Genomic DNA, 14,077 nt, shown 5'->3' with positions numbered 1-14,077 from the left:
CGCGGCACACACGCATGGGGGTGCACGCATGCCGCACGCAAAAAAGGGGGGAAAGTCTTGGAAGGATCTGCCCGGCGGCCGGGGGCCTGCTCGGACGTCCAGGGGGATGTAACCGTCCCGGCCGGCGGGGTGTTCCCACGGTCCCGGGGTGGTGCTCGGGGGATGTAACCGTCCCGGCCGGCGGGGTGTTCCCACGGTCCCGGGGTGCTCGGGGGATGTAACGAGCCGGGCCGGCCAGGCATTCCGCCAGGCTCGCGTGGTCGGCGTTCGGGGGGATGTAACCGGGCCGGCCCGCCGGGTGTTCCCACGGCCGGTGGCCCGTCCCACCAGCGGGCGGGGGACCCGCGGTGGCATGCCATGTTCAACGACGGGCTGCGGTCGGGGATTCCACCGCCCGGGTGGCACCGGCCACGGGACACCGGACCCGAAACCGGACATGTGCCCCGATGAGGTCGGCCCCCGACCCGGACAGGCTGACACGAACCGGCCGCCTCGGTTGCGGGTTCCCGCAGACCGGGCGGCCGGCGCCAGATCCCCGAGCCGGTCGCATCTGCGCCCACCGCCGACACTGGGTCGCGGACCGCCGACCTGGCGGTATCCACCCCCGGACGAGTGCCGGACACCGAGCCGCCGACGGTTTACATCGACGGCCGGACCGTACCGGTCACGAGCTCGGCGTCGCCGGGGTGCTCTCGTCCAGGGCGGCCAGGATCGCCTCGGCCGTCCGCTTCCCCACCCCGGGCACCTCGGTGATCTCCTCGACGGTGGCCGCGGAGAGCCGCTTGAGCGAGCCGAAATGCCGCAGCAGCGCCTTGCGGCGCACGTCGCCCAGGCCGGGAATGTTGTCCAGCGCCGACTCCGTCATCCGCTTGGAGCGCCGCTGGCGGTGGAAGGTGATGGCGAACCGGTGCGCCTCGTCGCGGACCCGTTGCAGCAGGTAGAGCCCCTCCGAGGTGCGCGGCAGGATGATCGGGAACTCGTCGTCGGGCAGCCAGACCTCCTCCAGCCGCTTGGCCAGCCCGCAGAGCGCCACGTCGTCGATGCCCAGCTCGGCGAGGGCCTGCGCGGCGGCGGCGACCTGCGGGGCGCCACCGTCGACGACCACCAGCTGGGGCGGGTACGCGAACTTGCGCGGCCGCCCGGTGGTCGGGTCGATGCCCGGCCGGTCCGGGTCGCCGGCGGTCTCCTCGCCGATCTCCCCCGTCTCGGCGCGCGTCTCAAGGTAGCGGGCGAAGCGCCGGCGCAGCACCTCGGACATGGCGGAAAGGTCGTCGGTGGCGCCGCGGACGATGAACCGCCGGTATTCGCTCTTGCGGGGCAGTCCGTCCTCGAAGACGACCATGCTGGCCACCACGTCGGTGCCCTGGATCTGCGAGACGTCGAAGCACTCGATGCGCAGCGGCGACGTCCGCATGCCGAGCGCGTCGGTGATCTCGTCGAGGGCCTTGCTGCGGGTGGTCAGGTCGCCCGCCCGCTTGAGCTTGTGCCGGGCCAGGGCATCCTTCGCGTTGCGCTCCACGGTCTCCAGCAGGGACTTCTTGTCGCCGCGCTGCGGCACCCGCAGCGACACCCGGCTGCCCCGGTGGCTGGAGAGCCAGTCGGCCAGCGCGTCGGCGTCGGCCGGCAGCTCGGGCACGAGCAGCTCGCGGGGCACGTCGCCCTCGCCCTGCTCCCCGCCGTAGACCTGGGTGCAGAAGTGGTGGACCAGGTCGCCGGCGCTCACCTCCTCGGTCTTCTCCACCACCCAGCCGCGCTGACCGCGGACCCGACCGTCCCGGACGTGGAACACCTGCACGGCGGCTTCGAGGGGATCGTCGGCGAAGGCCACCACGTCGGCGTCGGTGCCGTCGCCGAGCACCACCGTCTGCTTCTCCATCGCCCGGCGCAGGGCGGCGACGTCGTCGCGCAGCCGGGCGGCCCGTTCGAACTCCAACTGCCCGCTGGCCTCGGTCATCTCCCGTTCGAGCCGACGGACCATGGTGTCGGTGCGACCGGCCATGAACTCGCAGAACCCGTTGACGATGTCGCGGTGCTGCTCGGCGGAGACGCTGCCGACGCAGGGCGCGGAGCACTTGCCGATGTACCCGAGCAGGCAGGGCCGGCCCACCTGGCCGGCCCGCTTGAACACCCCCGAGGAGCAGGTCCGGGCCGGGAAGACCCGCAGCAGCAGGTCGAGCGTCTCGCGGATCGCCCAGGCGTGCGAGTACGGCCCGAAGTAGCGCACCCCCTTGCGCTTGGCGCCCCGCATCACCTGGAGCCGCGGGTACTCCTCGTCGAGGGTGACCGCCAGGTAGGGGTACGACTTGTCGTCGCGGTAGCGGACGTTGAACCGGGGGTCGTACTGCTTGATCCAGGTGTATTCGAGCTGGAGCGCCTCGACCTCGGTGCCGACGGTGACCCAGTCGACCGACTCCGCGGTGGTGACCATCTGCTGGGTGCGCTGGTGCAGGCCCCACACGTCGGCGAAGTAGGAGTTGAGCCGGCTGCGCAGGTTCTTCGCCTTGCCGACGTAGATGACCCGGCCGGTGCCGTCGCGGAAGCGGTAGACCCCCGGTGACTCCGGGATCGTGCCGGGCGCGGGACGGTAGGTCGAGGGGTCAGCCACGCCAGCAAGCCTAGTCCGCACCCCCGACACCACACTCCGTCGCCGCACGTGGCTCCGCCCACCGGGGGGCGGAGCCGGGTCGGTCTCGCGGGTGGCGTCGGCCGAGGCGAGCGACGACGTCGCCGCCGCCCGCGAGATCGTCGACCAGGAGACGGTCAGGCCAGGGCGATCTGCTCGCCGTCGACCTTCAGGTTCTTCGGCGCCAGGGGGCGGGTGGCGGGACCAGCCTTGACCGAGCCGTCGGCGATGGAGAACTTGCTGTTGTGGCAGGTGCAGTTGATCGTGCCGCCGTCGACGTTCGACACCGGGCAGCCCTGGTGGGTGCAGATCGGGTCGAAGCCCTTGAACGTCCCCGGCTCGGGCTGGGTGATCACCACGCCCTTGCTGGCGAAGACCGCTCCGCCGCCGACCGGGATGTCGGTGGTCCGGGCCAGCGGGCCGGAGGTGTCCCGGTTGCCGCCCTCCGCGTCGCCGACCCCGGTCGCGCCCGGGCCCCCACTGGTCGGCGCGGCCGTCCCGTCACCGGAGTCGTCGTCGCTGCCGCAGGCGGCCAGCACGACCGACACCCCGACGGCGCCGGCACCTGCGAGCAGGGCACGACGCGTCTGCGTACCCGGCCCGGTCAGCACCTGATCGTCACTCATGTCCGGCCTTTCTCTCGGCTGCCGCCACCGGTCAATGATCCGCGGCCACGCTCTGGGACACGGATCACTGTGCCGCACGGTTCATACTGGCGCGTCACCACCCGGGTACGTGAACGGGCGGCCCGGTTTCCCGGACCGCCCGCCCCAGGTCCACCCGCTCGTGTCGCCCGGCACCCGTCGGACCGCGATCGTCGCGGCCGCCGTACCGTCGGCTCAGCGCGCTCCGGCCGGCACCTTGCGGGCACGCGACCTGGTGGCGGCCGTGCCGTTGGCCTTGGCCGCCCGGGTGGTGGCCGCCGCCGCGCCCTTCGCCTCGCCGTCGAGCTTGAGCACCTGGCGGAGGAACTGACCGGTGTGGCTCTCGGCCACCTCGGCAACCTCCTCCGGGGTGCCGGTGGCGAGCACCAGACCGCCCCGGTGGCCGCCCTCCGGACCCATGTCGATCAGCCAGTCGGCGGTCTTGATCACGTCGAGGTTATGCTCGATGGTGATCACCGTGTTGCCCTTGTCGACCAGGCCCTCGAGCACCATCAGCAGCTTGCGGATGTCCTCGAAGTGCAGGCCGGTGGTCGGCTCGTCCAGCACGTAGACCGTCCGCCCGGTGGAGCGCTTCTGCAGCTCGGAGGCGAGCTTGACGCGCTGCGCCTCGCCGCCGGACAGGGTCGGCGCGGGCTGACCCAGGCGGACGTAGCCGAGACCCACGTCGACCAGCGTCTTGAGGTGCCGGTGGATGGCCGGGATGGCGGAGAAGAACTCGGCCGCCTCCTCGATCGGCATCTCCAGCACGTCGGAGACGGTCTTGCCCTTGTAGTGCACCTCGAGGGTCTCCCGGTTGTACCGGGCGCCCTTGCAGACCTCGCAGGGGACGTAGACGTCCGGGAGGAAGTTCATCTCGATCTTGATGGTGCCGTCGCCGGAGCAGGCCTCGCAGCGGCCGCCCTTGACGTTGAACGAGAACCGGCCCGGGCCGTACCCCCGGACCTTGGCCTCGGTGGTCTCGGCGAACAGCTTGCGGACGTGGTCCCAGACCCCGGTGTAGGTGGCCGGGTTCGACCGCGGCGTCCGGCCGATCGGCGACTGGTCGACGCCGACGACCTTGTCCACGTGCTCCAGGCCGGTGACCCGGGTGTGCCGGCCCGGCACCAGCCGGGCGCCGTTGATCTGGTTCGCCAGCACCGCGTACAGGATGTCGTTGACCAGCGTCGACTTGCCGGAGCCGCTGACCCCGGTGACCGCGATGAGCTGGCCCAGCGGGAAGGACACGGTGAGGTTGCGCAGGTTGTGCTCGCGCGCCCCGTGCACCACGAGCTCCCGATCGGGGGTCTGCGGCCGGCGCTGCTTCGGCGTCGGGATCGACTTGCGCCCCGACAGGTACGCCCCGGTGACCGACTCCGGGTTCTCCAGCAGCGCGGGCACCGAGCCGCTGTGCACGATCTTGCCGCCGTGCTCACCGGCGCCCGGGCCGATGTCGACGATCCAGTCGGCCACCCGGATGGTGTCCTCGTCGTGCTCGACCACGATCAGCGTGTTGCCCAGCCCGCGCAGCCGGATCAGGGTCTCGATCAGCCGGTGGTTGTCCCGCTGGTGCAGGCCGATCGACGGCTCGTCCAGCACGTAGAGCACGCCGACCAGGCCGGAGCCGATCTGGGTGGCCAGGCGGATGCGCTGCGCCTCGCCGCCGGAGAGGGTGCCGGCGGCCCGGTCCAGGGAGAGGTAGTCGAGGCCGACGTCGAGCAGGAACTTCAGCCGCGCGTTGATCTCCTTGAGCACCCGCTCGGCGATCATCTTCTGCCGGTCGGTCAGCTCGATGCCGGCGAGCAGCTCGGCGGCCTCCCCCACCGACAGGTTGCACACCTCGGCGATGCTCCGCCCGGCCAGGGTGACCGCGAGCACCTCGGGCTTGAGCCGGGTGCCGCCGCAGGCCCCGCACGGCACGTCCCGCATGTAGCCCTCGTACTTCTCCCGGGACCACTCCGACTCGGTGTCGGTGTGCCGGCGCTCGATCCACTGCACCACGCCCTCGAAGCCGGTGTAGTAGGAGCGCTCGCGGCCGTACTTGTTGCGGTAACGGACGTGCACCTGGTCGTCGGAGCCGTGCAGGATCGTCTTCTGCGCCCGGGACGGCAGCGCCCGCCAGGGCGTGTCGATGTCGAAGTGCTGGCTCTCGCCGAGCGCCTCCAGCAGGCGGAGGAAGTATTCCAGGTTGTGCCCGGTGGCCCAGGGCTGGATCGCGCCCTCGCGCAGGGTCCGCTCCGGGTCGGGGACGATCAGCTCGGCGTCGACCTCCTTCTTGGTGCCCAGGCCGGTGCACTCCGGGCAGGCGCCGTACGGCGCGTTGAAGGAGAAGACCCGGGGCTCCAGGTCCTCGATGGCGAGCGGGTGGTCGTTGGGACAGGCCAGGTGCTCGGAGTAGCGGCGCTCCCGATCCGGGTGGTCCTCGGCCAGGTCGACGAAGTCGAGCAGCACCAGGCCGCCGGAGAGGCCGAGCGCCGCCTCCACCGAGTCGGTCAGCCGCTGCTTGGCGCTCGCCTTGACGCTGAGCCGGTCGATCACCACCTCGATGGTGTGCTTCTCCTGCTTCTTGAGCTTCGGCGGCTCGGTCAGCGGGTGCACCACGCCGTCGACCCGGGCCCGGGCGTAGCCCTTGGCCTGGAGCTCGGCGAAGAGGTCGACGTACTCACCCTTGCGGCCGCGCACGACCGGGGCGAGCACCATGAACCGGGTGCCCTCCGCCATCGCCAGGACCCGGTCGACGATCTGCTGCGGGCTCTGCTTGGAGATCCGCTCGCCGCAGACCGGGCAGTGCGGCTCGCCGATGCGGGCGAAGAGCAGACGCAGGTAGTCGTAGACCTCGGTGATGGTGCCGACGGTCGAGCGCGGGTTGCGCGAGGTGGACTTCTGGTCGATGGAGACCGCGGGGCTGAGGCCCTCGATGAAGTCGACGTCGGGCTTGTCCATCTGGCCGAGGAACTGCCGGGCGTACGACGACAGCGACTCGACGTAGCGGCGCTGGCCCTCGGCGAAGATGGTGTCGAAGGCCAGGCTCGACTTGCCCGACCCGGAGAGCCCGGTGAAGACGATCAGGGCATCCCGGGGCAGGTCGAGACTGACGTCACGCAGGTTGTGCTCGCGCGCGCCACGGATGATCAGTCGGTCGGCCACGGTCCGTGTACTCCCGGGAGAAGAATGTGAGGCGGATCTGTCCGCTCCGAGCGGGGTCTGAGCGGTTTGCGGGCGCAGAAAAGACGCCTGGGCAACTCTAGCCCCGACGTACGACAAGTTTCCGCGCCCGCACATTCCCCCAGCTCACACCCGTCGCGCCGACCCCGGCGGGGCCGGCGCGCACGGTCCAGCCGCTCAATATCCGCCCGGGGACGGGGGCGACGTCGGACGCGCGGTCCGCCGCCGGCCGCCGCGCCACCCACCGCGGCGCTCGGCGGCCAGCCGCACCTCCCGCCGACGGCTCTCGAAGGCCACCTCCCGCTGCAGCCGCCGCCAACTCTCCCAGCGCCGCGCCGGCAGCTCGCCGCTGTCCAGCGCCTCCCGCACCGCGCAGGCCGGCTCGCCGTCGTGCGCGCAGTCGGCGTACCGGCAGCCGGCGGCCAGCTCGGCGATGTCGGCGAAGGCCCGGTCCAGGCCGGCCGACCCGTCCAGCAGACCCACCGCCCGGACCCCCGGGGTGTCCAGCACCGCGCCCCCGTGCGGCAGCGGCACCAGCGACCGCCAGGTGGTGGTGTGCCGGCCCTTGCCGTCCACCCGGCGGATCGCCTGGGTGGGCATGACCACCGCGCCGGCGAGAGCGTTCACCAGGCTCGACTTCCCGGCGCCGGAAGGCCCGAGCAGCCCGAGCGTGCGGCCGGGCGCGACGAACGGCCGCAGCGCCGCCAGCCCGACGCCCTGTTCGGCGCTGACCGGGAGCACCGGCACCCCGGGGGCGACGGCGGCGAGCTGGCGGGCGAGCGCGGCCGGGTCGGCGGCCAGGTCGACCTTGGTCAGCACGACCAGGGGCCGGGCCCCCGACTCGTGGACCAGCGACAGCGCCCGCTCGATCCGGCCGACGTCGGGCGCCGGGTGGACGGGCTCGACGACCGCGGCGGCGTCGAGGTTGGCGGCGAGCACCTGCCCGCTGGCGTCCTTGCCGGCGGTGCGGCGGACCAGCGCGGTGCGCCGGGGCAGCACCGCCTCGACGGTGCGCCGCCGGTCCGGCCAGGTGCCGACCAGCACCCAGTCCCCCGCGCAGGGCAGCGCGCCCAGGTCCCGGGCGGCGGCGGCCAGCACCCCGCCGCCCAGGCTGGCCCGGACCGGGCCGTCGGCGCAGAGCACGGTGCAGACCCCACGGTCGACCCGGGCCACCCGGCCCGGACGGTGGTCACTGCCCCGTCGTACGTGTGCCGCCCAGCCGGCGTCCCAGCCGAGGGCGGTCAGATCGATGGTCATGGCATCCTCATCGGTGTCGAGGTGGAATCTGGCGGAACACGCGTGCTACGACCGGCATGATCACCACCACCTCCACTCCGACGTCCCGGTGCCGCGCTTGCACGCCGACGGTAGGGGGCACGCCGACAGGCCGAAAGCGATTTCCCCGGCGACGCGGGCGCGCCGGACCGCTAGGGTCGACGGGTGACCACCGATCCGCTGCTCCTGACCGGCGAGGTGGCCGACGCCACCGCCCGGCTGCTCCGTACCATGGCCGAGCTCGACGCCGCGGACGTCGCCGCCGCGTCCCTGCTACCGGGCTGGACGCGCGGGCACGTGCTGACCCACCTGGCCCGCAACGCCGACGGCTTCGTCAACCTGCTCACCGCCGCCCGCACCGGCGAGCCGATCCCGATGTACGCCAGCGGCGACGCCCGCACTGCGGACATCGAGGCCGGCGCCGCCCGACCACCCGCCACCCTCCTGGACGACCTGCGCGGCAGCTCACAGCGGTTCGCCGAGGCGGTCGACGCGATGCCGGTCGAGGCCTGGGGAGCCAGCGTCGAGACCCGCCGCGGCCCCTGGCCGGCGGCCATGCTGGTCTGGGGCCGACTCCGCGAGATCGAGGTGCACCACGTGGACCTTGCCGTCGGCTACCAGCCGGCCGACTGGCCGGAGGCGTTCGCCCAGCGCCTGCTGCACGAGGTGGCCACCGGCCTGACCGGCCGGCCGGACGCCCCGGCCATGGTGCTGCGCTTCGACGGGTTCCGCCAAGAGCTCGTCGTCGGCGATCCCGACGGGGCGCCCACGATCACCGGTCTTGCACCCGAACTCGCCGCGTGGCTGATCGGCCGCAGCGCGGGCGAGGTGCTCACCATCGCCCCCGACGGTCCCCTGCCGACCCCACCCGAGTGGATATAGAGGACACATGACCTATACCGGAGACGTCACGCCCGGCGGCGCGCCGGCCGTACGCGAGCTCGACGCACTCACCATCACCAAGGTGTCGGTGGGCCCGATGGACAACAACGCGTACCTGCTGCGCTGCCGGGACACCGGCGACCAGGTGCTGATCGACGCGGCCAACGAGGCACCCCGGCTGCTCGAACTGGTCGCCGACGGCGGGCTCGCCGCGGTGGTCACCACCCACCGGCACATGGACCACTGGGTGGCCCTGGAGGAGGTTGTGGCCAAGACCGGCGCCCGTCCCCTGGTGCACGCCGACGACGCCGAGGGGCTGCCGATCGACGCGGAGTCGCTCACCGACGGCGACACCGTGGCGGTGGGCGACTGCGCCCTGGAGGTGATGCACATCAAGGGACACACCCCGGGCTCCATCGCGCTGCTCTACCGCGACCCGGCCGGCACCCCGCACCTGTTCACCGGAGACAGTCTCTTCCCCGGTGGCGTGGGCAACACGGACCAGGACCCGGCGCGCTTCGGGCAGCTCATCGACGACGTGGAACACAAGCTCTTCGACCGGCTGCCGGACGAGACCTGGTTCTACCCGGGCCACGGCAGGGACAGCACCCTCGGGGCGGAGCGCCTTGCGGTGCCGCAGTGGCGCGCCCGGGGCTGGTGACGGCCCCGCCGGTGCGGGCGGACCCCCCGTACCGGCCGCCGGTCCGGCCCCGGCGGCGGCCGGGCCCGCCCCGGTCAGCGCGCGGAGCCGGTACCGGGTGCCGAGCAGCACCGGGCCGGCGAGCAGCAGGCCGACCGTCATGGTCAGCACCGTCGGGTTCGGCGCGCCGGGCAGCAGCCCGGTGAGTGCCCGGGCCGCGGTGCCGAGGAGCACGTAAACGCCGGCCCAGGCGGTCGCGCCGAGCGCGGCGCAGGTGGCGAACCGGCGGTACGACATCCGCAGCCCGCCCGCGGCCAGGGGCAGCAGCGCGTTGAACACCGGCAGGAACGGCGCGACCAGCACCATCCGGCCGCCACCGCGGCGCAGGATCACCTCGGCCGCCGCCCACCGCGACTCGCCGATCCAGCCGCCGACCCGGCTGTGCCGCAGCCGGTCGCCCCAGCGCCGGCCGGCGAGGAAGCTCAGCGACCAGCCGGCGAGGCAGCCGGCCACCACCGCCGCCACGGTGGCCAGCCCGGTCGCCGGCCGGCCGGCGCCGACCGCGGCGAGGACCGCGGCGTCGCCGGGCACCAGCACCCCGAGCAGCGGTACGGCGTCGGCGAGCATGACCAGGCCGAGCGCGCTCATCAGCAGCGCGGTGGGCAGCTCACCGACCTGGGCCAGCAGATCCATCATGGTCCGTACGCTATGACCGGCCGGGCGCAGGCACATCGGGTCCGATCCCCCACCGGCCCCTGATCCCGGCTCGGGGTGGACCCCGACGGGCCACCCGGTCAGCTGGGCCGCAGGACCTGCACCCGGCGCACCGGGGAGTCGACGGACGGTTCGGTGGTGGGCACCGGATAACTGGCCACCACCTCCAGCCGTCCGGGGGGCACGTGCCCGCGGTCGGGATCGCCGACCAGCACGACGGCGCCCCGGTCGGCGGCCCGCCGCAGGAACGGCAGCACCCGGCGGGCCAGGGCGGCGTCGTAGAGGATGTCCCCGGCCACCAGCAGGTCCGCGGTCACCGTGGAGTCGAGCAGGTCGTCGGCGGTGGCGGCGACGCGTACGCCGTTGACCCGCGCGTTGACGGTGACCGCCGCGACCGCGTACGGGTCGATGTCGTTGGCGACCACCTGGTCGGCGCCGGCGAGCGCGGCGGCGATGGCCACCAGCCCCGAGCCGGCGGCGAGGTCCAGCACCCGGCGGCCGGCGACCAGTTCGGGGTGGTCGAGCAGGTATCGGGCCAGGGCCTGACCGCCGGCCCACGCGGAGGCCCAGTAGGGCGGCGGCAGCCGGCCACCCGCGGCGGCCTCCATCCGGGCCCACCAGACGATCGCGTCCTCGGCCAGGTGCAGCCGCACCTCGGGCACGAACGGGGTCTCCATCAACCGGAGCCGGTCCAGACCGGTGCCGGGCAGGGCGATCTCCCGTTCCAGGTCGGCCAACGCCGTGCGGTTCCTCACCGGGGCAAGCATGCCCCGGGTCGGTGTCGAACGGGCGGCTTTTCCGCTCAGCGCGGATTCTGCGGGGCTCGCCGGCACTTCCGGCAGCGGATCGGGCCGCGGGGGACTACTGTCGGGGAAGTACAGGGCGATCGCCGGCCGCGCGGCTGGTGCTCACCCGCATTGAACAGGGAGAGATTGCATGGCAACCGGCACGGTCAAGTGGTTCAACTCGGAAAAGGGCTTCGGCTTCATCGAGCAGGACGGCGGAGGCCCGGACGTGTTCGTCCACTACTCGGCCATCGCGACGAGTGGTTACCGGGAACTCAACGAGGGCCAGAAGGTCGAGTTCGAGGTGACCCAGGGGCAGAAGGGGCCGCAGGCGGACAACGTCCGTCCGATGTAGCTCCGTGCCGGTGGCGGCGGCCGGGTTCCGGCCGCCGCCGCAGCGCATCTCAGACCGGCTGCGGCGCCGCCGGCAGGTCGCGTCGCCTTCGCAGCGGCCCGGCCAGCAGGATCAGCGGGGTCAGCGCCAGCCAGCCGGTCATCACCCAGATCGCCCGCCCCGGCCCGTACGCGGTGCCGAGCGCGCCGGCCAGCACGGCCGCCAGCGGGATGGTCCCGAAGTTGAGCAGCTGCATGCTCACCGTCACCCGGCCGAGCAGCGCCTGCGGCGTGTACATCTGCCGGAAGCTGCCCTTGACGACGTTGCCCACGGCGACGGCGAGGCTGACCACGACGCCGCCGAGGAGCAGCCAGATCGCCCGGAGCCCAGGCCCGGCGAGCGGGATGAGCAGGGCGGGTGGTCCGGCGCCCAGGGCGGCCAGCAGCAGCGCGCGGGCGGTGCCGACCCGGCGGGCGAGGCTGGTCGCCACGGTCGCGCCGACGATCCCGCCCAGGCTGGCGAGGCCGATCAGCAGTCCCACCAGGCCGGGCGGCAGCCCCGCCGAGCGGACCAGGAAGACCACCAGGACGGCCTGGTAGCCGGTGAGGCCGATGTTGCTGGCCGCGCCGAAGACCGTCAGCACCCGCAGGTACGGATCCCGGGCGACGAAGCGGATGCCGGTCGCCACCTCCCGGCGCAGCGACGCCGGACCGGCGGGGCAATGCGGCCGGGGCTCGACCGCGCGGATGCGCGCCAGGCAGGCCGCGGAGACGAGGAAGCTCAGCGCGTCGAGCAGCAGGGCGGTGACCGCCCCGGCGAGCTGGGCGATCAGGCCGGCCAGTCCCGGACCGACGACGTAGCTCGCGCTCTGCGTGGCGTGCAGCTTCGCGTTGCCCTCCGGCACCTCCGCCGGCCGCAGCAGGGTCGGCAGGTACGCCTGGTCGGCGGTCTCGAAGAAGACCCGGGCCAGACCCCCGCCGAGCGCCACGGCCAGCAGGTGACCGATGGTGAGCACCCCGAGGACGGCGGCCACCGGGACGCTGAGGAACAGCAGCGCCGACACCAGGTCGCAGACGATCATCACCGGCCGGCGGCGCAGCCGGTCGACCCACGCGCCGGCCGGCAGGCCGACCAGCAGCCAGGGCAGCCATGCCGCGGCGGTGAGGACCGCCACCTGGAAGGTGGTGGCGTCCAGCACGGCCAGCGCGACCAGCGGCAACGCCACCGTGGTCACGTTGCTGCCGATGCTGCTGATGGCCTGCCCGGTCCAGAGCAGCCGGAAGTCCCGGTGCCGGAACAGTCCGCCGCGCGGGCGTACCGGCGGGTCGGGCGCGCGGCGGGTCGTCGGCGCGGTCACGGCTGGGCCGGGATGCCGTAGGCGAACAGGAAGACCGGCTCGCGCCGCCGCCCGTCGTCGGGCACCTCCCGGTCGGCCCAGCGGGCCAACAGGTCGATCACCTCGCGCCCCAGCTCGGCCAGCTCCTGCGGGGTGAGGTGCAGCCACCGGTCGGTGGAGAAGGGGCCGTCCCCCCAGGCAGCCTGCTCCTCGTCGGTGGCGGCGTGCCAGGCTCGGGCGAGGGCGACCTGCCGGTCGAGGTTGAGCGAGGTGGCGGCGTCGGCGACGGCCCGGGCGGCCGGATCGGCATCGAAGTCGGTGTTGGACCAGCGGACCCCACGGCTGCGCAGGCGCCACCACCGCTCCCGGCGGTCCCGCGCGAGCTCGGGCGCCTCGGCGACGAGCTCGGCGGCGGCCAGCACCTTGAGGTGGTGGCTCACGTTCGCCGGGGCCTGGTCGGTCCGCTCGGCGATCAGCCCGACGGTCGACGGACCGTGCACCTTGAGCACGTCCATGATCCGGCGGCGGAGCGGGTGTGCGAGGGCGGCGAGGACCCGGGAGTCGGTGACCTGGCGTACGTCGGCGTGGGACATGCGGAGAGTCTGCCATCGGCAACGACTGTTTCGCAACAGTCATTGCGGAACAGCCATTGCCGGTTGCCGCCGGCGGGCGTCGCCCGACCCGCGGTCGCCGCGCGGACGACGGTCAGGCCACCAGGCGCCGGGCCAGTTCGTCGGCCACCTGCTTGGCGACGCTGGCCGGCAGCGCCGCCGCGATCGCCTGCGGGGTGAGCGTGGCCAGGAGGCCCGACACGATCGCCTGCTCGTCCACCAGGTCCTTGGCGGCCAGGGCGGCGAGCTCGGCGCGCAGCGCCGTCACCTGGGCCAGCGCGTTGTTCACCTCGGCCCGGGCCGTGAACAGCGCGTGCACCACCGAGATCGGCGGACGGTCGCCGGCCGGGTTCGCCACGTAGTCGAGGTACTTGCGGTCCCAGACGGCCTGGGCGATCTCGTCGGCGGTGGGCATGTCTTCCTCCAGGAGGCCGATGGTGGTCAGGTAGCGGCGGAACAGTGGGATCTGGTCCCGACCCGCCTTGGTGGAGTCGCGGAAGAAGCTGAAATGGGTGTGCGACCGGTGGCTGCTGTCACCGGTGGTCCGCTTGCCGAGCCGGTCCCAGCGCTTCACCACGGCGCCGTCCGGCGAATAGATGATCTCGCGGATGTCCCTGGTGTCCGGCGCGCCGGCGACGCACTGCGCGACGCACCAGGTGGAGAACGTGTAGAGGTTGTGGGTACGGCCACCGGAGACGACCTTGAACGTGCCGACGTCCAGCGCCGACGCGTCGAGGGTGAGACCGGAGGAGTCCCGGACGGACTCCACCACCGAGTAGTCCCTGGCCACCACCCGGTCCGATCCGCAGTGGTAGCCGCCGAGATGGCTCGGGTCGCCGACGATGCCGACTTCGGCCGGTTCGAGGTCGTCGGCCCGCACGGTGTTCGGATCGACGTTGAGATTGGTGAGCAGCAGACTGCGTACCGCCAACAGATTCGTCGGAGCCCGCGTCATGGGTCCCCCTTCCCGATCGTTCGCCGGCCGGGCACGGTGATCACACCCGGTAAAGGGCAGGGATGATTCGGGGACGAGCCCGGCGAGAGCTGCACGACACCGGGCAGTTGCCCCGA

General features: G+C 73.2%; 11 protein-coding genes and 1 pseudogene. 3 read left to right on the top strand and 9 right to left on the bottom strand.

The window, feature by feature from the left end; translation table 11 throughout:
• Positions 1 to 664: 664 nt before the first annotated feature.
• The 4 genes from uvrC to rsgA all read right to left on the bottom strand — a co-directional run bounded on the left by uvrC (position 665) and on the right by rsgA (position 7,686).
• Positions 665 to 2,605, bottom strand: coding sequence for an excinuclease ABC subunit UvrC (uvrC, locus tag I8N68_RS11310; protein WP_200209841.1), 1,941 nt, complete (start codon positions 2,603 to 2,605; stop codon positions 665 to 667).
• 155 nt (positions 2,606 to 2,760) lie between these two features.
• The gene (locus tag I8N68_RS11305; protein ID WP_200209840.1) at positions 2,761 to 3,249 is read right to left on the bottom strand and encodes a Rieske (2Fe-2S) protein; all 489 of its coding nucleotides are present in this window, start codon (positions 3,247 to 3,249) and stop codon (positions 2,761 to 2,763) included.
• Positions 3,250 to 3,462: 213 nt separating this feature from the next.
• Positions 3,463 to 6,411, bottom strand: coding sequence for an excinuclease ABC subunit UvrA (gene uvrA / locus I8N68_RS11300; RefSeq protein WP_200209839.1), 2,949 nt, complete (start codon positions 6,409 to 6,411; stop codon positions 3,463 to 3,465).
• A gap of 195 nt (positions 6,412 to 6,606) precedes the next feature.
• The gene (gene rsgA, locus I8N68_RS11295) at positions 6,607 to 7,686 is read right to left on the bottom strand and encodes a ribosome small subunit-dependent GTPase A (RefSeq protein ID WP_200209838.1); all 1,080 of its coding nucleotides are present in this window, start codon (positions 7,684 to 7,686) and stop codon (positions 6,607 to 6,609) included.
• Between the two features lie 183 nt (positions 7,687 to 7,869).
• Between rsgA and I8N68_RS11290 the strand changes: the two genes are divergently transcribed.
• Positions 7,870 to 8,586 (top strand): maleylpyruvate isomerase family mycothiol-dependent enzyme, encoded by a 717-nt coding sequence (locus I8N68_RS11290; RefSeq protein WP_200209837.1) that lies wholly within the window; start codon positions 7,870 to 7,872, stop codon positions 8,584 to 8,586.
• A gap of 7 nt (positions 8,587 to 8,593) precedes the next feature.
• A complete protein-coding gene (locus I8N68_RS11285; protein WP_200209836.1) occupies positions 8,594 to 9,247 on the top strand; it encodes an MBL fold metallo-hydrolase in 654 nt (217 codons plus the stop codon).
• Here the strand turns inward: I8N68_RS11285 and I8N68_RS11280 are convergent.
• Both I8N68_RS11280 and I8N68_RS11275 read right to left on the bottom strand, forming a co-directional pair.
• Positions 9,248 to 9,922, bottom strand: a pseudogene (locus I8N68_RS11280) (DedA family protein); the annotation flags it as partial.
• Positions 9,923 to 10,020: 98 nt separating this feature from the next.
• Complete coding sequence (locus tag I8N68_RS11275; RefSeq protein WP_200209835.1) at positions 10,021 to 10,707, bottom strand: class I SAM-dependent methyltransferase; 687 nt, start codon at positions 10,705 to 10,707, stop codon at positions 10,021 to 10,023.
• 169 nt (positions 10,708 to 10,876) lie between these two features.
• Between I8N68_RS11275 and I8N68_RS11270 the strand changes: the two genes are divergently transcribed.
• Positions 10,877 to 11,080 (top strand): cold-shock protein, encoded by a 204-nt coding sequence (locus I8N68_RS11270; RefSeq protein ID WP_007072071.1) that lies wholly within the window; start codon positions 10,877 to 10,879, stop codon positions 11,078 to 11,080.
• A gap of 49 nt (positions 11,081 to 11,129) precedes the next feature.
• On the opposite strand, the gene I8N68_RS11265 is transcribed toward I8N68_RS11270, so the two are convergent.
• The 3 genes from I8N68_RS11265 to I8N68_RS11255 form a co-directional block, all read right to left on the bottom strand.
• The gene (locus I8N68_RS11265; protein WP_200209834.1) at positions 11,130 to 12,416 is read right to left on the bottom strand and encodes an MFS transporter; all 1,287 of its coding nucleotides are present in this window, start codon (positions 12,414 to 12,416) and stop codon (positions 11,130 to 11,132) included.
• Positions 12,413 to 12,988 carry an ArsR/SmtB family transcription factor gene (locus tag I8N68_RS11260; RefSeq protein ID WP_200209833.1) on the bottom strand — a complete coding sequence of 192 codons (576 nt, stop codon included), beginning with the start codon at positions 12,986 to 12,988 and terminating at the stop codon, positions 12,413 to 12,415. The genes I8N68_RS11265 and I8N68_RS11260 overlap by 4 nt, the downstream gene beginning before the upstream one ends.
• A gap of 112 nt (positions 12,989 to 13,100) precedes the next feature.
• A complete protein-coding gene (locus I8N68_RS11255) occupies positions 13,101 to 13,961 on the bottom strand; it encodes a hypothetical protein (RefSeq protein ID WP_200209832.1) in 861 nt (286 codons plus the stop codon).
• Between the last annotated feature and the right edge of the window lie 116 nt (positions 13,962 to 14,077).

The organism is Micromonospora coerulea (assembly GCF_016598485.1).
Classification (GTDB): Bacteria; Actinomycetota; Actinomycetes; order Mycobacteriales; family Micromonosporaceae; genus Micromonospora; species Micromonospora coerulea.
This window is presented reverse-complemented; position numbering and strand designations above follow the sequence as displayed.

What these genes read in the sequence shown, in the direction of transcription:
- I8N68_RS11305 (WP_200209840.1), bottom strand. Translation starts at nt 3,249, where the DNA reads ATGAGTGACGATCAGGTGCTGACCGGGCCGGGTACGCAGACGCGTCGT.
- rsgA (WP_200209838.1), bottom strand. Translation starts at nt 7,686, where the DNA reads ATGACCATCGATCTGACCGCCCTCGGCTGGGACGCCGGCTGGGCGGCA.
- I8N68_RS11285 (WP_200209836.1), top strand. Translation starts at nt 8,594, where the DNA reads ATGACCTATACCGGAGACGTCACGCCCGGCGGCGCGCCGGCCGTACGC.
- I8N68_RS11275 (WP_200209835.1), bottom strand. Translation starts at nt 10,707, where the DNA reads ATGCTTGCCCCGGTGAGGAACCGCACGGCGTTGGCCGACCTGGAACGG.
- I8N68_RS11270 (WP_007072071.1), top strand. Translation starts at nt 10,877, where the DNA reads ATGGCAACCGGCACGGTCAAGTGGTTCAACTCGGAAAAGGGCTTCGGC.
- I8N68_RS11260 (WP_200209833.1), bottom strand. Translation starts at nt 12,988, where the DNA reads ATGTCCCACGCCGACGTACGCCAGGTCACCGACTCCCGGGTCCTCGCC.
- I8N68_RS11255 (WP_200209832.1), bottom strand. Translation starts at nt 13,961, where the DNA reads ATGACGCGGGCTCCGACGAATCTGTTGGCGGTACGCAGTCTGCTGCTC.